This window comes from Pseudoalteromonas sp. Cn5-37 (genome assembly GCF_021532495.1).
GTDB classification, from domain to species: Bacteria; Pseudomonadota; Gammaproteobacteria; order Enterobacterales; family Alteromonadaceae; genus Pseudoalteromonas; species Pseudoalteromonas simplex.
Window position 1 is genome coordinate 166,727 of record NZ_JAKGBA010000004.1, and the last position, 19,960, is coordinate 186,686.

Annotated in this window: 22 protein-coding genes; 18 read left to right on the forward strand and 4 right to left on the reverse strand. The window is 40.5% G+C overall.

The features are described from left to right. The first annotated feature begins 76 nt into the window (after positions 1-76). Positions 77-1,021 (forward strand): 23S rRNA pseudouridine(2604) synthase RluF, encoded by a 945-nt coding sequence (rluF, locus tag L1266_RS08540; protein ID WP_209328034.1) that lies wholly within the window; start codon positions 77-79, stop codon positions 1,019-1,021. 180 nt (positions 1,022-1,201) lie between these two features. Here rluF and L1266_RS08545 read toward each other — a convergent pair whose 3' ends face one another. From L1266_RS08545 to L1266_RS08555, 3 genes are all read right to left on the reverse strand, one after another. Then, positions 1,202-1,618, reverse strand: coding sequence for a hypothetical protein (locus L1266_RS08545; protein WP_235377307.1), 417 nt, complete (start codon positions 1,616-1,618; stop codon positions 1,202-1,204). A gap of 732 nt (positions 1,619-2,350) precedes the next feature. Beyond that, a complete protein-coding gene (locus L1266_RS08550) occupies positions 2,351-5,422 on the reverse strand; it encodes an efflux RND transporter permease subunit (RefSeq protein ID WP_199529503.1) in 3,072 nt (1,023 codons plus the stop codon). Continuing rightward, entirely contained in the window at positions 5,422-6,507 is a 1,086-nt protein-coding gene (locus L1266_RS08555) for an efflux RND transporter periplasmic adaptor subunit (protein ID WP_235377308.1), read from the reverse strand. The genes L1266_RS08550 and L1266_RS08555 overlap by 1 nt, the downstream gene beginning before the upstream one ends. A gap of 117 nt (positions 6,508-6,624) precedes the next feature. Between L1266_RS08555 and L1266_RS08560 the strand changes: the two genes are divergently transcribed. Further along, the gene (locus L1266_RS08560; protein ID WP_235377309.1) at positions 6,625-7,536 is read left to right on the forward strand and encodes a LysR family transcriptional regulator; all 912 of its coding nucleotides are present in this window, start codon (positions 6,625-6,627) and stop codon (positions 7,534-7,536) included. Next, positions 7,520-7,828 carry an MGMT family protein gene (locus L1266_RS08565; RefSeq protein ID WP_235377310.1) on the forward strand — a complete coding sequence of 103 codons (309 nt, stop codon included), beginning with the start codon at positions 7,520-7,522 and terminating at the stop codon, positions 7,826-7,828. Before L1266_RS08560 ends, L1266_RS08565 begins: the two co-directional genes overlap by 17 nt. Here the strand turns inward: L1266_RS08565 and trhA are convergent. Next, positions 7,825-8,454, reverse strand: a complete 630-nt coding sequence (gene trhA / locus L1266_RS08570; protein WP_235377311.1) for a PAQR family membrane homeostasis protein TrhA — start codon at positions 8,452-8,454, stop codon at positions 7,825-7,827. The genes L1266_RS08565 and trhA overlap by 4 nt on opposite strands. Before the next feature lie 258 nt (positions 8,455-8,712). On the opposite strand from trhA, the gene L1266_RS08575 reads away from it, so the two are divergent. From L1266_RS08575 to L1266_RS08645, 15 genes are all read left to right on the forward strand, one after another. After that, complete coding sequence (locus L1266_RS08575; RefSeq protein WP_063707548.1) at positions 8,713-8,991, forward strand: hypothetical protein; 279 nt, start codon at positions 8,713-8,715, stop codon at positions 8,989-8,991. 220 nt (positions 8,992-9,211) lie between these two features. Further along, positions 9,212-9,790, forward strand: a complete 579-nt coding sequence (locus L1266_RS08580; protein WP_235377312.1) for an LON peptidase substrate-binding domain-containing protein — start codon at positions 9,212-9,214, stop codon at positions 9,788-9,790. Positions 9,791-9,852: 62 nt separating this feature from the next. Further along, positions 9,853-10,476 carry a sigma-70 family RNA polymerase sigma factor gene (locus tag L1266_RS08585; protein ID WP_235377313.1) on the forward strand — a complete coding sequence of 208 codons (624 nt, stop codon included), beginning with the start codon at positions 9,853-9,855 and terminating at the stop codon, positions 10,474-10,476. Beyond that, positions 10,469-11,119 carry a ChrR family anti-sigma-E factor gene (locus L1266_RS08590; RefSeq protein ID WP_235377314.1) on the forward strand — a complete coding sequence of 217 codons (651 nt, stop codon included), beginning with the start codon at positions 10,469-10,471 and terminating at the stop codon, positions 11,117-11,119. Before L1266_RS08585 ends, L1266_RS08590 begins: the two co-directional genes overlap by 8 nt. 10 nt (positions 11,120-11,129) lie before the next feature. Next, the gene (locus tag L1266_RS08595; RefSeq protein WP_235377315.1) at positions 11,130-12,083 is read left to right on the forward strand and encodes a YbgA family protein; all 954 of its coding nucleotides are present in this window, start codon (positions 11,130-11,132) and stop codon (positions 12,081-12,083) included. Further along, positions 12,083-13,474, forward strand: coding sequence for a deoxyribodipyrimidine photo-lyase (gene phrB, locus L1266_RS08600; RefSeq protein ID WP_235377316.1), 1,392 nt, complete (start codon positions 12,083-12,085; stop codon positions 13,472-13,474). The genes L1266_RS08595 and phrB overlap by 1 nt, the downstream gene beginning before the upstream one ends. A 1-nt stretch (position 13,475) precedes the next feature. After that, on the forward strand, positions 13,476-13,922 hold the full coding sequence (locus tag L1266_RS08605) for a nuclear transport factor 2 family protein (RefSeq protein ID WP_235377317.1): 447 nt from the start codon (positions 13,476-13,478) through the stop codon (positions 13,920-13,922). After that, positions 13,922-14,632, forward strand: coding sequence for an SDR family NAD(P)-dependent oxidoreductase (locus L1266_RS08610; protein ID WP_235377318.1), 711 nt, complete (start codon positions 13,922-13,924; stop codon positions 14,630-14,632). The genes L1266_RS08605 and L1266_RS08610 overlap by 1 nt, the downstream gene beginning before the upstream one ends. Next, positions 14,629-15,885, forward strand: a complete 1,257-nt coding sequence (locus L1266_RS08615) for an NAD(P)/FAD-dependent oxidoreductase (protein WP_235377319.1) — start codon at positions 14,629-14,631, stop codon at positions 15,883-15,885. The genes L1266_RS08610 and L1266_RS08615 overlap by 4 nt, the downstream gene beginning before the upstream one ends. Further along, positions 15,878-16,627: a DUF1365 domain-containing protein gene (locus tag L1266_RS08620; protein WP_235377351.1), complete on the forward strand. Its 750-nt coding sequence runs from the start codon at positions 15,878-15,880 to the stop codon at positions 16,625-16,627. Before L1266_RS08615 ends, L1266_RS08620 begins: the two co-directional genes overlap by 8 nt. Positions 16,628-16,631: 4 nt before the next feature. Beyond that, positions 16,632-17,894, forward strand: a complete 1,263-nt coding sequence (locus L1266_RS08625) for an SAM-dependent methyltransferase (protein WP_235377320.1) — start codon at positions 16,632-16,634, stop codon at positions 17,892-17,894. After that, positions 17,872-18,366, forward strand: a complete 495-nt coding sequence (locus L1266_RS08630; RefSeq protein ID WP_138599482.1) for a DUF2878 family protein — start codon at positions 17,872-17,874, stop codon at positions 18,364-18,366. The genes L1266_RS08625 and L1266_RS08630 overlap by 23 nt, the downstream gene beginning before the upstream one ends. Before the next feature lie 55 nt (positions 18,367-18,421). Further along, positions 18,422-18,919, forward strand: a complete 498-nt coding sequence (locus tag L1266_RS08635; protein WP_235377321.1) for a chalcone isomerase family protein — start codon at positions 18,422-18,424, stop codon at positions 18,917-18,919. After that, a complete protein-coding gene (locus tag L1266_RS08640) occupies positions 18,912-19,445 on the forward strand; it encodes a DUF3833 domain-containing protein (RefSeq protein WP_054551997.1) in 534 nt (177 codons plus the stop codon). The genes L1266_RS08635 and L1266_RS08640 overlap by 8 nt, the downstream gene beginning before the upstream one ends. A 204-nt stretch (positions 19,446-19,649) precedes the next feature. Continuing rightward, the gene (locus L1266_RS08645) at positions 19,650-19,925 is read left to right on the forward strand and encodes an HU family DNA-binding protein (RefSeq protein ID WP_036972004.1); all 276 of its coding nucleotides are present in this window, start codon (positions 19,650-19,652) and stop codon (positions 19,923-19,925) included. Positions 19,926-19,960: the final 35 nt, after the last annotated feature.

Below are 19,960 nucleotides of genomic sequence, written 5' to 3' on the forward strand. Positions count from 1 at the left end.
GAGCCTAGATTCTACCTAGCTTGGTAAAGGCTTCTGGTATAAACTAGCGGCTTTAAAATCCAGACAGAAGTGTGCCATGACAGAGTTAAAGCGATTAAATAAATTTATCAGTGAAACAGGTTTTTGTTCACGCCGTGAGGCAGATAAATATATTGAAGAAGGTCGTGTTACTGTTAACGGCAGCTTGCCTGAAATGGGCGTAAAAGTCAGTGACGCCGATGATGTACTTATTGATGGCAAACCTTTAAAAGCAAAGCCTAAGCTGGTTTATATTGCCTATAACAAACCTGTTGGTATTACTTGTACGACTGAGCGAAAAATCCAAAGCAATATTGTTAAAGCAGTTAATTACCCCGAGCGTATTTTCCCAATTGGACGCTTAGATAGACCTTCAGAAGGCTTAATTTTCTTAACTAACGAAGGCGACATCGTTAATAAAATTCTTCGCGCTGGTAATAATCATGAAAAAGAATACGTAGTAACGGTTGATAAACCACTTAATCGCCAGTTCGTGAATAAGATGGCAAATGGCATTCCTATCCTCGATACCGTTACTAAAAAGTGTAAGGTTAAACAAACCGGCCCGCAGCAATTTACCATCGTGCTAACACAAGGCTTAAACCGCCAAATACGTCGTATGTGTGAATATTTAGGCTATGAAGTGGTGACTTTAAAGCGCACACGAATTATGAACGTGACCCTAAAGGGTTTAAAAGTAGGGCAGTGGCGTCACTTAACCGAACAAGAAATGGCTGAGATCAATAACTCAATTGCAGATTCAGGTAAAACGGAAGAGCGTTCAATTGATGAAAACAAACAGCCAACGCAAGCTCGTGCTAAGCAAAAGCCACGCAATGAAGAAGAAAAAAAGCGCGACTTTTCTAAATACGTGAAAAAAGCACGCAGTGATGCCAAGCAAGGTCAATCAAGAGCAAAGGCTGGCAATTCTCACTCATCAAAACCAAATCAAACGAAGCGAAGCAGTACTAAACGCACCGGCACATTAAGTCTGAAAAAGTAAGCTTCAGCACATTAGAGCCCTGACTAGTCTTTACTGGTTCCCTTCAGGGTTCTAAATGATACTGATTTCAACCCTAGCCTTTATTAGGGGCAATGGCATCAGCTTCAAGACGGTCTCTTTTCTGTTTAAATTCTTTTTTAGTGAGTTTTTTCGCGATAATATCGATAAGTTGATGTTTTATTACAAAGAATAGCTCTTTTGTATGGTCATCTTCAAATAGTAATGTAATAGCGCTACTTTATTGTTTTTAACACTTGCTTCAATCAATTTGAGTCCATTCACAATCAAGTTAGGTCTAAAATACAGAGCAATTTGACTGTGTTGTGGAAAGTCGTAATGAGATTCAACAGCGCGGTTTGAAACAGAATCACACCCGAACTCAAAATCGGCTGATTGTTGCCCTTCACAAATATCTGCGACTGGTGTGCCTATTTCCCCAAAAATCCATCTTGAGTTAAATATCAATCCATTTTGTCCTTCAATTGCTAAAACAGCATCGGATAAACTTTCAACGGCAACGTGAAAAGCCACATTAGACTCATGCTGATAGTATGCTTTTTCATTGGCACTTAAAGTACCACTGAGTATTGCAATCAATAAGTAAAAACCACTTCTAAACAGCTTAATTCTTCAAGTACTAAATCAGCAGAAATAGGTTAGCACACAAGCTGATAGGTTAAGCATTAAATAGACACCCACTTTATTAATAACCATAACAAGATCATCAAAAAATCATTAAATAGACACCCACTTTATTTAGAGCCATAACCAGATCATCAAAATGGACAGCCACGTTAAATAAATTTCACGAAAGCTAGTGCGCTTCCCCAAAAATGGACACCCACTTTAAATGGAAATCCACTTTAAAAGTAACTAGACACCCATCTTAAATAACGTTAACTAGACACCCACCTTAACCCACCTTAAATAACAAAAATTTATACTAGACACTGGCGAGCTCTCGGCACCCGACTTTACCGAGAATAATAAATAAGTTAATGATTGATAGCTGACCAATGTTTCACGACTAATAAACTGGGTTATCAATGGCTAGCTTTCAGAATGTATTTATCTTTATTACATCTCTATTGTTTGTTGGATATGGGGTGTTGGGGTTACTTACGAATAACATTCGTATAGGTAGCCGAAGCTATACAGGGAGCATTAGCACCACCCATAAGCACCAAGAACCAGTGCGCTTTTATTTTTGGTGTTGCTTATTTTTATTTGCTGGCTGTGGCGGATTTTATTACCTTTTAAAATAATAGGTAATAAAGAAAAAGCCCTAACAGTTTGCTGGTAGGGCTTTTGGTTGAGAGTCAATCTGTATTAATTGGCGTGACGCTGTTTAGGTACTTTGATCTTAAACAGCATGGTATAGAGCACAGGCACAACAATCAGTGTTAGCACTGTCGCAAAACCAAGACCAAACATAATGGTTACCGCCATTGACTGGAAGAATACGTCAAATAGCAGTGGGATCATGCCTAAAATGGTGGTAATTGCTGCCATCGCTACAGGGCGAACACGGCTTACACCTGAGTCAAATACTGCTTTGTAAGGGGCTTTGCCGCTATCAAGTTCAAGGTTAATTTGATCAACTAATACAATGCCGTTTTTGATGAGCATACCGCTTAAGCTCAGTAAGCCAAGCAATGCCATGAAGCTAAATGCTGCATTCATTAGTAATAAACCAGCTGATACACCCACAATGGCAAGTGGCACTGTTGCCCAAATCACTAGAGGCTTTTTAACTGAATTGAACAGCAATACAGTTATAGCGAACATGGCTAAGTAACCAAGAGGTAATGAGCCAAAAATCGCTTTTTGCGCATCTGTTGATGACTCATATTCGCCGCCCCATTGCAATTCATAGCCACGAGGTAGTTCAATAGCTTCTATGTCTTTGCGAACACGTGCAAACAGCTTCGCTGGAGTTTCATCGCCAATAACATCGTGGTCGGCCATTACAGTGATGGTACGCTTACGGTCACGTCGCATGATCAAGCTGTCTTCCCACTCAACAACAAAATCATCAACCACTTGTGTCACCGGAACAAACACTCCTAACACTGGGCTGTAAATTTGTAAGTCGCGCAAGCTTTCAACGTTTAAGCGCTCTTCAGCAGGTGAGCGAGCAATAATAGGCAGCATTTGCGTGCCGTCTTTATATACGCCCACTTGTTTACCCGATAAGCTAGTTAACAGCAGCTGATCAAGGTCTGATTTAGCAATCCCTAAACGACGGGCTTTTTGCTCGTTAAATTGTGGACGAATTAACTTCGAGCGAGCACGCCAATCGTCACGAATATTAAATGCCCCCGCATCTTGATGCAGAATGTCTTTCGCTTCTTTTGCTAATTGGCGAAGTACCACAGGATCAGCACCAGAAAAGCGCGCTTCAATTTTTGCATCTGTTGATGGGCCAATTTCCATACGTTTAACTTTAAGCTGAGCATCAAGTACATGTTCATGTTGGTAATCGCGTACTTTTTTAATCATGGTTGTAACAGCTTCGCGGTCTTTTACTCGAATAATCAATTGCCCATAGGCTGGGTATGATTTCTCAGGTGCGTAAGTCAGCATGAAACGCGGTGCACCTTGACCAACCGTTGTGGTTATTTCTTCAACCAGTGGGTCGGCTTGTAAGAATTTTTCGAGCTTTGCAACACCATCCATAGTGGTATGAATATCAGCGCCTTGTGTATGCCAATAATCAACATAAAACATAGGAGTATTCGATGCTGGGAAGAACGACTGCTTGATAAATTTAAAGCCATAAACTGAGCTAACAAGCATGATCACCATCAGCAGTAGCGTAGTTTTACGGTACCGCATTGCTGTATGTAACACGCCTTTATAAACATTAAAAATAACACCTTGATAAGGGTCTTCATCGTGATGCGGCTGTTTTTCAGTGGCTTGTTTAAACATTAAATCAGCGAAAAAAGGCGTTAAGGTAATGGCGGTGATCCAGCTTAGTAACAAGGAAATAAACAACACCCAGAACAAGCTGCCAGCAAACTCACCACTGGCATCTGAACTCAAGCCAATCGGCGCAAAGGCAGTAATTGCAATAACCGTAGCCCCCAGTAATGGCCACTTGGTTTGATTAACGATGTTAGTCGCCGCTTGCAGTTTTGTTTGACCGCGTTTGAGGTTTATTAATATGCCTTCGGTTACTACAATGGCATTATCTACCAGCATCCCTAAAGCTATAATCAAGGCGCCAAGCGAAATCCGCTGTAAATCAATGGCAAACAACTTCATGAAAATGAAGGTACCTAATACGGTCAGTAGCAGTATTACACCAATCAGTACGCCACTTTTAAAGCCCATAAATATTAAAAGTACAATAATAACGATGGCAACAGCTTCAAGTAGGCTGATAATAAAGCCACTAACTGACTTCTCAACCTCTTCTGGTTGGTTATAAACGCTGTTAATTTCCATACCATGTGGTCGTTGATACTCTAGTGACGCTAAATGGGCATCAATATTTGCACCTACATCAACAACGTTAACGCCAGTGCTAAACGACACACCTACCAGTAGTGCTTGCTGCTGGTTATAGCGAATAATATTGTTAGGGACTTCTGCGTACTCACGAAAAACGGTGGCAACGTCACCTAAGTAAATAAGCTCATTTTCACCAGGCTTAGAAATAAGTAAATTTTCGAGCTCTTTTACGTCTTTAAATTCACCGGTTGGGTGTAAGCGAATTGATTCATCGCCAACACGCACTTTACCAGCGTTCGACACGCTATTTTGAGTTTGTAAAAGTTGATAAATACGATTAGGCGAAATACCTAACTGGGCAAGCTTGCGGGTTGAAATCTCAACCATGACTTGTGCTTGTTGCTCGCCACCCACTGTTACTTTACTAACGCCATCAACCAAAACAAGTTCACGTTTTAAATAATCAACGTAATCTTTAAGCTCATCGTAAGAATAACCATCGCCAGTGACTGCATACATCACCCCGTATACATCACCAAAGTCGTCCATAATCTTGCTTGGATAAACACCAGAGGGCATAGACGATGCCTGATCATTGATTTTCCGACGCAACTCGTCCCATATTTGACGTAAGTCTTGTTTACGATAATTGCTTTTCATCTCGACGGTAATTTGCGATTTACCCGGTGATGAAATACTGGTTACGTAATCAACATACGGTAGCTGTTGAATTGCATTTTCAATAGGGAAGGTGACTTCTTCTTCAACCTGCTGTGGTGACGCGCCAGGATAAAGGGTGATCACCATGGCTTTTTTTAGGGTGAATTCAGGGTCTTCTAATTGTCCTAAGCCAAAGTAAGCGACCGTTCCACCAATCAGTAAAAACAGCGCAAACATCCAGCTAATGACTTTTCTTTCAATAGCAAGTGCTGCAAAGCTCATTATAAGCCTCGCTCTTTTTGCCATGGACGCACTTTCATGCCTTCTTCTAAAAAGTGCACACCAGCAGCCACAACGATTTGGCCTTCTTTAATACCTGAGAGTACTTCGATACCATCACGATGTAATTGGCCAACTTCAACAGCTTGTTTGTGCACTAAACCGGTGTTTTCGTCATAAAGCCACACATAGCTGTTGTTGTTTTCAGACTTGGTAGGCTCTGAGAATACCGCCTCAACTGGCAGCAATGTATAAGGTGATTGTGAGCTGGTGATTTTGCTTAAATCTATATCAACGCGGCCAGTCATACCGGCAAGTAGATTAAAATCTTCTGGCACAGGTAAAGAAAACACAACTTTATACGTTAAAGTAATCGGGTCGGCTTGGGTATCAAACTCTTTAACTGTTAATTGATATGACTTGTTTGGGTAACCATCAAATACAACATCAGGTTGGTAGTGAACGTCTTTATCAATGCGTGCAATGAGTTTTTCAGGCACTTGAATAACCACATCCATTAGGTCGCGGGTTTCAAGGCGAAGGATGTTTTGTTTTGCTTGAATGTTTTCAAAGTTTTTTACAAACACTTTTGCCACAGTACCGGCGAACGGCGCGCGTAATTCGCTATTATCTAGGTTGGTTTTGGCAATTTTAAGCGCTGACTCAGCAACCTGTTTATTAGCAAGGGCTTGGTCTAACTCAGATTGGCTGGCAATTGAGCGGTTAAATAGCTTTTGCACACGTTCAAGTTGAGACGCTGCAAGTTCATAACGTGCTTTGCGCTCATCATATTGCAGTTGAAAATCTTCAGGATCGAGTTTGGCTAAAAGCTGGTCTTTCTCAACGTGTTGGCCCGCAAGAGCAGGGAACTCAAGTAACTCACCATTTACTCGAAAGGCAAGGTAAGATCCTTGGTTAGCAACCACTTCAGCAGGAAAGCTGCGAATGCTCTGCTCCGAATTATTACCAATATTAAACAGTTTTACAGGGCGAACTACCGACTCTGCTTCACCTTGTTGTGCTTGCTCTGAACATGCCGCAAGTAACAGAAACATACTGCTCATTAACACGGCGGGTGCCAATCTCATTGTCTTCTCCATAGATAAGAAAGCATAAATTTGCTGCAGGATACGCTGCAAAGATATAAAATAAAAATTATTAAATTTTAGAAACAGCATAAGTTTTATTTATATAGTTTGCCATTAATGAATTTAAATCAATTAATCATTCTAGATGCTATTGTGCAAAGCTCTAGTTTGAGCCAAGCCGCACTTAAATTGCATAAGACTCAACCTGCGCTCACGCTAGCGATTAAGAAGCTGGAGTCAGAGCTAGGTTTTGAGCTGCTAGACCGTAGTCAGTATCGGTTACACTTAACTGAAAAAGGCCGTATCTTTTATCGAGAAGCCCGACAATTGCTTAATGCAAACAGTGAGTTAAGCTCACTCGCTAAAGAGCTTGCATTAGGTAATGAGGCCAATTACAAAATATGCTACGAGCAACTTTGTCATCAAAACAGCTATAACCAAGTGATCAGCCAAACCTTCAAACGCTTTGCTAGTACTGAGTTTAGTATTTCTTCAGGGAAGCGCTTTGTATCTCTTGAGCAGGTTAATAGTCATCAGGCTGATTTAGGAATTGGCCCTTGGTTTGATTTGTTTCATGCAACAGGAGACCTTGAAAGTTTACCGATTGGTAAATTTGATATAGGTATTGTTAGCGCGCCTGATGTGGTGCCAAGTTCAATCAGCTTTGCAGATATTCAAAACTACCCGTGTTTAGCCATGTTTGAAAGCGACTTGAGTTTTGACAGTGATAGGCTTTCTTATACCTTAGGCTCTGCATTAATGAAAATTGACGATATAACCAGTGTTAAGTCGTTTTTGCTCTCTGGTGCGGGCTGGGCAATGATCAGTTTGCAACATTGCCAAGCCGAAATCGACGCTGGTTTATTGCAGCAAATTAAAATTGTCGATCGTGAACACCAGTTTGGCGCAGAAATTCGAGTTTTTAGACAGCACTCGGTTCATCATGGGCCTGTTGCAAGAGCCATTTGGCAAGATTTTAGCGAGGTCAGTAAACACTATTTGGAGTCGAGTCGTGCAGCAGGCAACTAAAGAAGATTTAATTTATACCATTATTTGTGCCATTCCTGAGGGAAAAGTTGCCAGTTATGGGCAAGTAGCAAAGCTTGCAGGATACCCTAATAACTCAAGGTTAGTGGGCAGGTTATTAAAAGTAATGCCCGAAGGCTCAAACATTCCTTGGCATCGGGTAGTTAATAGCCAGGGTAAAATATCGTTTCCTGAAGGCAGCAGTAAGCATCTGGAGCAACGACAAAAACTACTCAGTGAAGGCGTTACCTTTAATAAGGCTAAAATTAATATGCGCCTGCACCAGTGGGACTAATAAACATACAAGCTAATTGATAGGTAATGACAAACACAGCCAACTAACACGAATACGTGCCAAATTGCATGGCTGTAATGGCGGGTTTTAGCGCTGTAAAACACTGTGCCTAAACTGTACGCAATCCCGCCAGCTAGCAGCCACCATAAAGCGCTTAAATCAAGGTTCAAATAAAGTGGATAAACAAGTGCTAATGCAAACCAGCCCATTAATAAATAGGTAGCGAGAGAGACTTTTTTATTCGTGTTTTTGACCAGTAATTTATATGCAACACCACCAAGCGCTAAAGACCAAATAAACACTAAAGCAGCAATTGCCCAAGCCCCAGATAACGAAATAACTAAATAAGGCGTGTAGGTTCCGGCAATAAGCAAGTAAATCGCACAGTGGTCACATTTTTTATAAATGGCTCGTATATGCTCTCTGGTGCTAGCGTGATATAAGGTCGAGGCTAAAAATAATACCAGTAGGCTTGAGCCATACACGATGGCACTCACCGTAGCTGACACAACTTTAGATTGTGAAATTAAATCCCACAGCACATATACCGCAAACAGGACTCCCATGCCGTGAGTGAGCACGTTTAGTTGTTCTTCTTGACGTGAATAAGGGAGTTGTTCTGTCATATCTATCTACTAAAAATGAGTGAATAAAACAGTTTCAGTGTACAAGTGTGCGCTGAAGTTGGCAATGCTTATTTTTTCACTAAATGTTGGTCAAAATATTTAAATTCGTTGGTTTTATTAACCAACCCTGAATGCGCTTAAAAAATTAATTTATTTTTAAATCGTTAAAAATCAATAAATTAAAAAATATTTTCAGGGTGGCACAACCTTTGATTAAGTAATTACGACTAATTACTTAAAGAGACAAGGAATACCACTATGAATAACTCACTTAAATTAACTACTGCTGCGTTACTTGTATTAGGGTCAACTCAAGCAAGCGCTACTGACTTTGAATTAGATATCAGCAACACAATTACACAATCTGTTAAAAGCTATGTTCAACAAGCAAGCATTGAGTTGAAAGAAAGCGTAATGAACAGCATTGAGTTTGATGCTCAAAAGTTACTAGATACTTACATGAGTGAAGATGCAATTGCTTCGAAAGAAGACGAAGTAAAAATTGCTCAAGCTCCTAAAGCAACAAACAAGCAGTAAGGAAACAAGACAATGAGTAGTGAAATCAGCTTATTTTTACTTATGGTTGCACCGGTTTTGAGTTTACTAAGTGCGTATGCATCAATCGAATTATTTCGTAACGTTGCGCAATGGTTCAACTTCTAGAGTACAAAGTAGATATTAAGATTTCATGAAATATTGATCGGCGGATTAAAAACGCACGTAATTAAAGGCATGTGGTTTTAGAATAGTAGACTTTATGAAGCGTGCGATTTTTCCTTTACCGGTTTTTATTTTACCTGAAGGGTTCACCAAGCTAAGAATTTTTGAGCAGCGTTACTTAACGATGGTCAAAGAAGCTGTACAAGATAATACAGGTTTTGTGCTTTGCACTTACCAACACGACACAGATCTTAACTTGCCAGAAATAGGTTGTTTAGTGCAAATAACCGACTTCAATCAAGATGATAGTGGCCAATTATTAATTGATGTTTATGCTGAACATGCAGTGTCTATGTACAACGCATATCAAGATAAGCAGCAACTACGCCATGCCGACATCGAACTAATTACGTCGCCTTCATGGTATGTAAACACACCAATCAATGACGAAAACACCTTACTAAGCGACACGCTTCGTGCTGTGTTTGCAAATCAGCCTGATTTAGCAGGTCTATATAAAACCCCACAATTTGACAACCTTGCTTGGGTTGTTGCCCGCTGGCTTGAAATTTTACCTATTTCATTAGTTAAAAAACAACAACTTGCCTTTAAATCTAATTTTGAAAACTTGCTAAGTTTCCTCCATACTCTAATTAACAACGAATTTACTGATTAATGTGATCTCACATCAACTTTTTGGCGTATAAGTTTTTACGACAATAATTGGATGACACAAAGATGGTAAGTCAACAACTTCAAACAGGTTGTAAACCTAACACAGGTCAATACTCTGCCATGCCAGATACACCAAGCAAAGAGCTTGCTGATGCCTTATTTGCTGTTGCTGCGCACCGTGATAAACGTGCGTTTGCAGTGCTGTTCCAATATTTTTCGCCAAAAATAAAACGTTTTGGGATCAAACAATTTGGCTCTGAAGCGCAAGCGATGGAATTAGTTCAAGAAACACTAACCTCAGTTTGGCGTAAAGCGCATCTTTATCACAAAGAAAAAGGGGCGGCGACAACTTGGGTATATACAGTTATGCGTAATGCCTCTTTCGATATGCTAAGAAAAATGAAGAGCAGCAAAGAAGAGTGCATTAGTGAAGATATTTGGCCATTGATAGATGAAACCGAGCCCGGCCAGCACGAATTTAGTGACCATTTAGAAGATAAACAGATTAAGCAATATCTTGATAAATTACCGCTTGCGCAACGTGAAGTTGTGCGCGGGGTGTACTTTCAAGATATGTCGCAAGAACAACTTGCTGAGCATTTAAATATTCCCGTAGGCACAGTGAAATCTCGTCTTCGCTTAGCCTTGCAGAAGTTACGCAATGAAATGGGAGATCACCATGATTAAGCACCATCCTAGCAACGAATTACTTGCCAAGTTCAGCGAAGGTAATTTACCTGCCACTTTGAGTGTTGCAGTCGCTATTCATGTTGAAATGTGTCCGGTGTGTCAAAAAGAGCTCGCTGCGCTTGAAGCCAAAAATGCAGACAATGTATTTGCAGAATCCGCTATTGATATGGATGACATGTTTGATTCTAGTATGTTTGATGCGATCACAGTTGATGAAACTATTGATGAAGTTTACGAGCAAGCACAGGTGTCGGTAGATGTTAAAAACAAAACTTACACATTACCTAGAGCGCTTACCCGTATTGGTCATAGTAAGTTTATGCAAATAGGTAAACTTGCCCGTTCTCGTATTGATTTAGATGATGGCGCGTTACGAGCAAGTCTGCTTCATATTGATGCGGGTGGTGAAATTCCTGAGCACACACATACGGGTTTTGAGCTAACGTTATTGTTAGATGGTGAGTTCAGTGATGAAGACGGACACTATGTACCGGGTGATTTTATGATGCTTGATGGTCGTCATAATCACACGCCAAAAACTGAACAAGGTTGTTTATGTTTTACCGTAGTTAGCAGTGCGCTGCACTTCAACAAAGGTATTAGCAAACTCCTGAATCCAATTGGTAATCTTATTTATTAGTAGGGTTTATATGCAGCAATCAACAATAAAAATTGGTTTAAGTGCCTGCTTAGCAGGCGATAAAGTGCGCTTTGATACAGGCCATAAAAAATCAAATTTCTGTATGGATGAGCTTGGCAAGCATGTCGAATATAAAAAGTTTTGCCCTGAAGTAGCGGTAGGGCTACCAATCCCCAGACCAACTATTCGTCAAGTGCGTGTTGGCGATACCATTAAAGTGTGTCGTCCAGATGGCACTGGCGATGTTGGGCCTAAATTAACAGAATACGGCAAACGAGTTGCCACAGAACAAACTGCAGAGTTAAGCGGCTTTGTATTTTGCGCCAAAAGCCCTAGTTGCGGAATGGAACGTATTAAAATTTATAACGAAGCGGGTACTGGCAATACCTCTGAAGGTATCGGCTTTTTTGCAGAGCAAATAATGGTACATAACCCATTGTTACCATGCGAAGAAAACGGTCGTTTAAACGATATGCACTTACGCGAAAACTTTGTAATGCGTGTTTATACCTACAAGCACTGGCAAACATTAAGCGAGCAACCACTCACAGTACATAGATTGACTCAGTTTCATGCCCAATATAAGTACTTATTGATGGCGCATAACTACGAAGCTTACCGTAGTCTAGGAAACCTACTTGGCACTTTTGACGGCGAAGATATCCAAACTTTGGCTGATGAATACATTTTAGGGTTAATGACAGCCCTTAAAAAACCAGCTTCACGTAAAAATAACGCTAATACATTAATGCACTTGCAAGGTTATTTTAAAAAATCACTTTCTAAAGTTGAAAAACAAGAACTACGTGATGCCATTGATGAATATCGCCAAGGGTTAGTTCCACTTTACGTACCACTTACGTTAATTAAGCATCATTTAAAAGTGCATCCAAATGAGTACCTTGCTAAGCAAGTGTACCTTGACCCTTATCCGAACGAATTAAAACTACGCTACGGAATTTAATGAACACATTATTTTGGTTTAGGCGCGATCTGCGCCTTTTTAATAACGATGCCTTGTATCAGGCAATCGAAAATGGCTGCCGAAATGCAGTGTTTTTTATTACTGAAAAGCAATGGCAAAAGCATGATGTAGCTGCTATTCAGCTAGATTTATTAAAGCGGAGGCTTAGCTTTTTGGGGCAGCTTTTAGCTAGCAAAGGTATTGAATTACATATTATTGATGCAGCTGATTACGCAGGCTGTGTTGAAAAATTAGCGTCATTTTGCGAGCAGCATCAAGTAAAAAATGTATACGCTAACAACGAATATGAGCTTAACGAGGTAAACCGAGATAAAGCCTTTTTACAGCACGCTGACAGCAATGGGATTGCTTTTTACGCATACGACGGCGATGTGATTGCGCCACCGGGAAGCATCAAAAATCAAAGCGGTGAGATGTTCAAAGTATTTACGCCATTTAAAAATGCATGGCTAAAAGTTTATCAAGACACCCACTTTTATTTTGCTGAACCACCGCAGATGTTTGAGCCCACTGAGTGGCAGCCAAATGAGTTATTGGCCCCAGACGGCAGCTCAGAAAAATGGCCTGTTGATGATGAAACACTCAGCCACGTTTGCGCGCGCTTTATTGAAGAAAAACTCGCAACATATCAAGACCAGCGTGATATCCCAAGCATTAAAGGCACCTCAGGTTTAAGCCCTTACTTAGCACTTGGCATTATCAGCGTTCATCAATTATTGGCACTGATCCAGCAGCGCCATCCTGATGTACTACGCAGCAGTAAGAGCAATTTATTTTGTTGGGTTAACGAATTGATTTGGCGTGAGTTTTACCGCCATCTTATCGCGATTTATCCAAACCTAAATAAATACGATAACTTTAATGAGAAATACAACGCCGTGAAGTGGCGTGATGATGACAGCGACTTTAAAGCATGGTGCGAAGGTAAAACAGGCTACCCGTTAGTTGATGCTGCAATGAGGCAGCTACTGCAAACTGGCTGGATGCATAACCGTTTACGCATGGTGGTCGCGAGCTTTTTAACCAAGCATTTATTAATTGATTGGCGTAAAGGCGAACGCTTTTTTATGCAGCACCTTATAGACGGCGACCTTGCATCTAACAACGGTGGCTGGCAATGGGCTGCAAGTACGGGGTGTGATGCTCAGCCATATTTTCGAATTTTTAATCCTATCACCCAAAGCGAGCGATTTGATCCAGATGGTGAATTTATCCGTAAATATTTACCAGAGCTGGAAAAAATACCTGCCAAACAAATCCATTTTCCGCATGATTATTTAGCGAAACAGGGTAAGTCGAGCAGTTATTGGCCAGCAATTGTTGATCATAAAGCCGCGCGAGAGCGAGCGCTAAACGCATTTAAGGTGTGACATGGACAAGGCGATCCTTGATAGGTTTATTGATGTTTATCAATCACTCAATAAAGACAATTTACAGTTACTGGATGAAATTTATCACCCAGATATCCAGTTTGCAGATCCCTTGCATGCGGTAAATGGTCTGGGCTCGCTGCGAGATTATTTTAAAAATCTCTATGCCAATGTGCTTTCTTGTGAATTTGCTATCGAAGACAGCTATGTTACTGAAAATACAGAGGGTAAAGACGACATCGCGTTTATTTATTGGACCATGCATTATCGCCATCCAAAGCTTAATAAAGGCCAAGCAATCTCGGTTGCGGGTCATAGCCGTTTAAAATTTGCTGGCGATAAGATAATCAATCATCGCGATTATTTTGACGTAGGCGCTATGCTTTATAGGCATATTCCAATACTCGGCTCAGCTGTGAAATACATCGACAAAAGAGCGAGTGCATAATGACGACATTAATTACAGGTGCTACCTCAGGTATTGGCGAGTCATTAGCAACGCTTTATGCAGACAACGATGAGCAGGTCATTGCATGCGGTAGAAATTCAGAAAAGCTTGCTAAATTGAGCCAACATCAAAATATTGAGTCTTGCCAATTTGATGCAACAGACCTTCAAGACATTCGTTCGAGCACAGTGGCTTATAAAGAATTTGATCGGGTTATTCTCAATGCCGGCAATTGTGAATACATTGATGATGCTCGCAATTTTGACAGTAGCTTGTTTGAACGGGTGATCACGACCAATCTGCTCAGTATGGGCTATTGCCTTGAGGCGCTATTACCAAAAATAAAGCCCGGTGGTCAGCTGGTGATCGTAAGCTCGAGTGTGACTTATTTACCCTTACCGCGCAGCCAAGCATACGGTGCGTCTAAAGCGGGTGTAAGTTATTTAGCTAATAGCTTAGCGGTTGATTTAAAAGATATCGATGTCACTTTAGTTCACCCAGGTTTTGTTAAAACGCCGCTTACAGACAAAAATGACTTCCCTATGCCAATGGCGGTGAGTGCAGAAAAAGCGGCAAATTATATTTATAAAGGGGTCGCGAAAAGGCGCAAAGAAGTGCACTTTCCGCACCGTTTTACCTTCATTTTAAAATTTTTAAGAATGCTTCCTACGCCACTTTGGCTGAAGCTTGCAAAAGGATTATCACGTTGAAAAAAGTGGCTGTTATTGGATCTGGCATAGCGGGTTTAAGCTGTGCGCACCTATTGCATAAACACTACGATGTAACCGTATTTGAGAAAAACGACTACATAGGTGGCCATACTGCAACCATAGACGTAAAAGTTGATGGCGTTGAGTACGCTGTTGATACAGGCTTTATTGTCTTTAACGACCGAACTTACCCATATTTTGAAAAACTACTTAAGCGCTTGGGCGTTGAGCGTCAGAAAACCCAAATGAGCTTTAGTGTGCATAACGAACAAGCAGGCTTTGAATATAACGGTCATACTTTTTGGAGCTTGTTCGCACAAAAACGCAATATCTTTCGCCCTAAATTCTGGAAACTTTTAAAAGACATTGTGCGCTTTAATGATGTGTGTAAATCATTACATGCTGAAAAAAATTACAAAGCAAATCAAACTCTAGGTGAGTTTTTAGACGAGCATGATTTTAACGAGTTCTTCCGTTTTCATTATATCTTGCCGATGGGCGCTGCTATTTGGTCAACAAGCATTAAAGAGATGGCGCAAGTTGGCGTAGAGTTTTTTGTTAAGTTCTTTTATAACCATGGTTTGTTGGACATCACTAATCGTCCGCAGTGGTATGTTATTCCGGGTGGCTCTCGCGAATACATTAAACCTATGATCCAAGGTTTTGCTGATAAAATTCGTTTAAATAGTAATATCAGCTCGGTATCTCGAAAAGATGACAATGTGCATGTTCATTTTGATGATGGCCACAGTGAATCATTCGATAAAGTTGTGTTTGCTTGCCACTCAGATCAAGCTTTAAAGCTGTTATTAGACCCAAGCGAAGACGAAAAAAGTGTTCTCTCAGCGATACCTTATACGGCTAATTCAGTGGTACTACACACTGATACTACACTGCTACCAAAACGCAAAGCAGCATGGGCGAGTTGGAATTATCTGTTAAATAACAACACAGACAAAGCTGCTGTTGTAACTTATCAGATGAATATTTTGCAAGGGATTCAAAGCAATACGCAATTTTGTGTCACGCTTAACCATCTTGATGGCATTAAAAAAGATAAAATTTTACGCGAGTTTACCTATCATCACCCGGTATTTAATAAGCAGTCGATTGCCGCTCAGCAGCAAAAGTCTCTTATTGACGGTAAAAATAACAGCTATTTTTGCGGAGCGTACTGGTACAACGGCTTCCACGAAGATGGTGTAAGAAGTGCTGTAAATGTGGCAAAGCAACTCGGAGTCGAGTTTGAATAGCGCCATTTATGTAGGTGATGTTCGCCACAGGCGCTTTGCCGTCAAAGAGCATCACTTTAAATACCCGCTTTATATGATGTGGGTCGATTTAGCTAAGCCTGATGAGCTTAATGGAGTTCATCCTTGGCTTGGCTTAAGTGGTTTCAAGGCGCTTAAATTTAATCAGAGCGACTATTTTAATTATCAAACCGATATGCAGTTGCCACTCAAGCAGCGTGCACTTAACAAAATTAAAGAGCTTGGCATTGACGATGAATTTACCCATGTTTTTATGCTCGGACAGGTGCGCTGTTTAGGAATTTATTTTAGCCCGGTTAACTTTTTCTTCTTCCAAACTAGTCATGGCGAGTTCACTCACATGCTTGCTGAAGTCAGCAACACGCCCTGGAATGAACGTCATTATTATGTCGTACCCCTTGAAAAAAAAGTGAACTTTAAAAAGGTTTTCTCCGTATCACCTTTCATGAACTTAGATATGAACTATCATTGGCATATTAGAATGAATTCTGATAACACCATGATTCATATTGAAAATAAAAAAGACGACACTCTTTTGTTTGATGCAACCCTGCGTTTGCAAAAGCAGCCTCTCACGAAAGAGCAGGTTAGTGCCGTGCTTAAACAGTTTCCGGCTATGACGTTAAGTATTTTTAAAGGTATTTACCTTCATGCTTTGAAGTTGTTTTGCAAACGTGTGCCATTTATTGGCCACTCGGGCAAACAAGAGAATTCAACTAGGTGATGTGATGGAAAAAGTATCAAATTTAACACAAGCCCAAACGACCGGCTGGATGACAAAGCTTTATAAAAAACTGGTAATAGGTGCATTCAATAGTATCAACATCGGTTGCATTACCCTAAAAGAGGGTAACCAAACAGAGCAATTCGGTGACATTACAAGTGATTTACACGCAACGGTCACGGTAAATGATGCTGCTATGTATAAGTCATTTGCGTTATCTGGCAGTGTGGGTGCCGGAGAAGCGTATATTCTTGGCTATTGGGATTGTGACAACCTCACTAAACTTATTGAAATATTCGCTTTAAACCAAGATCAGCTAGATGCATTCGAGAAAAAATTCGCCTTCTTAAGTGGCATTGCGCACCGAGTTAATCACATTAAAAATAAAAACTCTGCCAGTGGTTCGAAAAAGAACATTGCGGCGCACTATGATTTAGGCAACGATTTATACAGTGCATTTTTAAGTGACGAAATGTTGTATTCATGTGCTGTTTACCCGTCAAAACAAGCTAGCCTTGAACAGGCCCAAGCGCACAAACTCGCATTGATTTGTGAGCAGGTTGATTTACAACCTGGTGATTCGGTGATTGAGATTGGCACAGGGTGGGGCGCATTTGCGATTTATGCAGCAACACATTTTGATTGCCATGTAACAACGACCACCATTTCTGATGAGCAACATGCCTATGTTGAACAAAAGGTTAAAGAGCTTAACCTTGAGCATAAAATAACGTTATTAAAGCAGGATTACCGCCTCTTAGAGGGCAAGTACGATAAGCTTGTATCAATTGAAATGATTGAAGCTGTTGGGCATGAGTATTTGCCAGGCTTTTTTGCCAAATGTCAGTCTTTATTAAAAGACAGTGGTGCAATGCTTATTCAAGCAATCACCATAGCTGATCAGCGTTACAGTCATTACCTTAAAAATTCCGATTTTATTCAGCAGTACATCTTCCCAGGTGGCTGTTTACCTTGTTTAGACGAAATGAACAAGCAAATAAAGCAGCAAACAGACATGGTTGTGCACAGTGTAAAAGATATTGGTGTTCACTATGCAAGAACTTTGGCTGATTGGCGTGAGCGTTTTGTGGCTAGCTGGCCTGAAATAGATAAAGTGAAATTTGACCAGCGATTCTATCGCTTATGGTTATTTTATTTAGCTTACTGTGAAGGTGCGTTTAGAACCCGTGCTATCAGTACCGTTCATTTAGTTGCCCGTAAACCTCGTTTTGGCCATTCTGGCAATGATATCGCGCTCGATTATTAATTTTGCTTTGTTTCAAGGAGTCTGGTTTATGGCCTTACTCCTTGAGCACAACTCTCTGATACCCGCTTTAGCTGTTGTCGCTTTGATGATTTATCTATCAAAGCAACGCCAGCAAGATAGTTGGCTACTCTTATGTGGTTTGCCTCTCGCACTGGGCTATGAATGGCTTGCCAGCAGCTTAAATTTACTTGCCTTTAAAGTAAGCCCTTTTCCTCTATGGCTTGCTGTACTTTGGGCTGCACTACTTTTAACCATTAATACTTCGATGCACTTTCTACAAAAGCTGCCTTGGTATATTGCTTGGGGTGTTTGCGCGCTATTTGCTCCTGCTAGTTACTATGCTGGAATGCGCTTTGAAGTGCTTAATACTGAGCTCGTTCTTTGGCAGTTTTGGCTCGTTTATGGTTTGGGTTGGGCAAGTATGTTTATGGCTATTATCGCTATTAATAAGCGATTTTTAGCGGCTAAATGATCAGTTTTAGGTGGTTTTTCGTAGTGTTTTACAACACAACTTTAAGGATTATTCGATGAAACAGCCACTTAATTTAAGTTTATTTGCTGCGTTATTGTTCTCTGCGGGCGTATATGCAAATGGCTTTAAAACGGTGGGCCAAGCGAAAATGGAGTATCTGTTTTGGGATGTTTATAACGCTAAATTAGAGACCCCATCGGGTTCGTATCAGTTTGGCCAACACCCCAGCAAACTTACACTGACTTATTTGCGGGATTTCGATGCGAAAGACATCGTCAAAGCAACCAACGAGCAATGGCAACATTTAAAGCTCAATGACATGGTTGGTGCTTACGATAAACAATTATTAGCCCTTTGGCCTGATATCAAAAAAAACGATTCGTTGTCGTTTCAAACCAACGAGCAAGGAATTGGTACTTTCTACTTTAATGATAAAAAGCTAGGTCAGATCGATGATAATAGATTCGCTGACAACTTCTTAGCAATTTGGTTAAGCGCCGACACGTCTGAACCATCACTTCGTAAACAGCTTATTGGAGGGAAACATGATTAAGCTCAAAGCACTCTTTATTTTTGCTATGGTACTGTTAATTACCAGCTGCTCTGCGCCAGATGTTGATTATTATCACGGAACAGAGCCTAAGTTTGACTTTAAGCAGTTTTTTAGTGGTGAGCTCAAAGCCTACGGCGTTGTGCAAGACCACAAGGGCGAGTTAACTCGTAAGCTGGTAGTTGACATGCAAGCATCTTGGAACGGCAATCAGGGAGTGATTGACGAGCAATTTGTTTATGATGATGGCGAAACGCAAACCCGTGTTTGGTACATCACCATTAATGATGATGGCAGTATCACAGGAACAGCATCAGATGTGATTGGCGAAGCAAAGGGTGAGAGCAATGGAAGCGTGTTCCATTGGACATATTCTGTCGAGCTTCCATATGATGGTAGTACTTTAGTGGTAAATTTCGATGATTGGATGTACTTGGTAACACAATCACGCTTGATAAACCGTACCGCTATTGATAAGTTTGGCTTTGAGGTCGGGGAAGTTACCTTGGTTATCGAGAAAATTGAATGATGGTTTGGCTATCATAAAATTTTGTGATGGAAGTTAAATTAAGTCTTTATTAATACTGATGTCACTAACCTTGTGATTGATAGTTAAATAGTAGTCATTTTTGAATAAATTACGTAAAAATAGCAATTTGCTGTTGCTAACTTCTCAAAAATGCATAAAGATAGGTTTTGCGAAGGCAAAATAATAACGAATAGGAATCTAACAATGAATAAAGCTCAATTAGTTGAAAAAATTGCTACTGATGCAGAAATCTCAAAAGCGGCAGCAACTCGTGCACTAGATGCATTCACTGGCGCAGTTACTAACTCTCTTAAAGAAGGTAACTCAGTAGCATTAGTTGGTTTTGGTACTTTCTCAGTAAAAGAGCGTGCAGCGCGTACTGGCCGTAACCCACAAACTGGTGCAGAAATCCAAATCGCAGCAGCAACTATCCCAAGCTTTAAAGCGGGTAAAGGTCTTAAAGACCAAGTTAATCCTTAATAGGATAACTTACTAATTATTGAAAAAAGGGCTTA

Excerpts from the sequence above, each read along its gene's own strand:
- L1266_RS08605 (WP_235377317.1), top strand. The coding sequence starts at position 13,476 with ATGGACAAGGCGATCCTTGATAGGTTTATTGATGTTTATCAATCACTC.
- L1266_RS08590 (WP_235377314.1), top strand. The coding sequence starts at position 10,469 with ATGATTAAGCACCATCCTAGCAACGAATTACTTGCCAAGTTCAGCGAA.
- L1266_RS08640 (WP_054551997.1), top strand. The coding sequence starts at position 18,912 with ATGATTAAGCTCAAAGCACTCTTTATTTTTGCTATGGTACTGTTAATT.
- trhA (WP_235377311.1), bottom strand. The coding sequence starts at position 8,454 with ATGACAGAACAACTCCCTTATTCACGTCAAGAAGAACAACTAAACGTG.
- L1266_RS08635 (WP_235377321.1), top strand. The coding sequence starts at position 18,422 with ATGAAACAGCCACTTAATTTAAGTTTATTTGCTGCGTTATTGTTCTCT.
- L1266_RS08575 (WP_063707548.1), top strand. The coding sequence starts at position 8,713 with ATGAATAACTCACTTAAATTAACTACTGCTGCGTTACTTGTATTAGGG.
- L1266_RS08580 (WP_235377312.1), top strand. The coding sequence starts at position 9,212 with ATGAAGCGTGCGATTTTTCCTTTACCGGTTTTTATTTTACCTGAAGGG.
- L1266_RS08645 (WP_036972004.1), top strand. The coding sequence starts at position 19,650 with ATGAATAAAGCTCAATTAGTTGAAAAAATTGCTACTGATGCAGAAATC.
- L1266_RS08610 (WP_235377318.1), top strand. The coding sequence starts at position 13,922 with ATGACGACATTAATTACAGGTGCTACCTCAGGTATTGGCGAGTCATTA.
- L1266_RS08630 (WP_138599482.1), top strand. The coding sequence starts at position 17,872 with ATGATATCGCGCTCGATTATTAATTTTGCTTTGTTTCAAGGAGTCTGG.
- L1266_RS08560 (WP_235377309.1), top strand. The coding sequence starts at position 6,625 with ATGAATTTAAATCAATTAATCATTCTAGATGCTATTGTGCAAAGCTCT.
- L1266_RS08585 (WP_235377313.1), top strand. The coding sequence starts at position 9,853 with ATGGTAAGTCAACAACTTCAAACAGGTTGTAAACCTAACACAGGTCAA.
- L1266_RS08625 (WP_235377320.1), top strand. The coding sequence starts at position 16,632 with ATGGAAAAAGTATCAAATTTAACACAAGCCCAAACGACCGGCTGGATG.
- L1266_RS08595 (WP_235377315.1), top strand. The coding sequence starts at position 11,130 with ATGCAGCAATCAACAATAAAAATTGGTTTAAGTGCCTGCTTAGCAGGC.
- phrB (WP_235377316.1), top strand. The coding sequence starts at position 12,083 with ATGAACACATTATTTTGGTTTAGGCGCGATCTGCGCCTTTTTAATAAC.
- L1266_RS08550 (WP_199529503.1), bottom strand. The coding sequence starts at position 5,422 with ATGAGCTTTGCAGCACTTGCTATTGAAAGAAAAGTCATTAGCTGGATG.
- rluF (WP_209328034.1), top strand. The coding sequence starts at position 77 with ATGACAGAGTTAAAGCGATTAAATAAATTTATCAGTGAAACAGGTTTT.
- L1266_RS08555 (WP_235377308.1), bottom strand. The coding sequence starts at position 6,507 with ATGAGATTGGCACCCGCCGTGTTAATGAGCAGTATGTTTCTGTTACTT.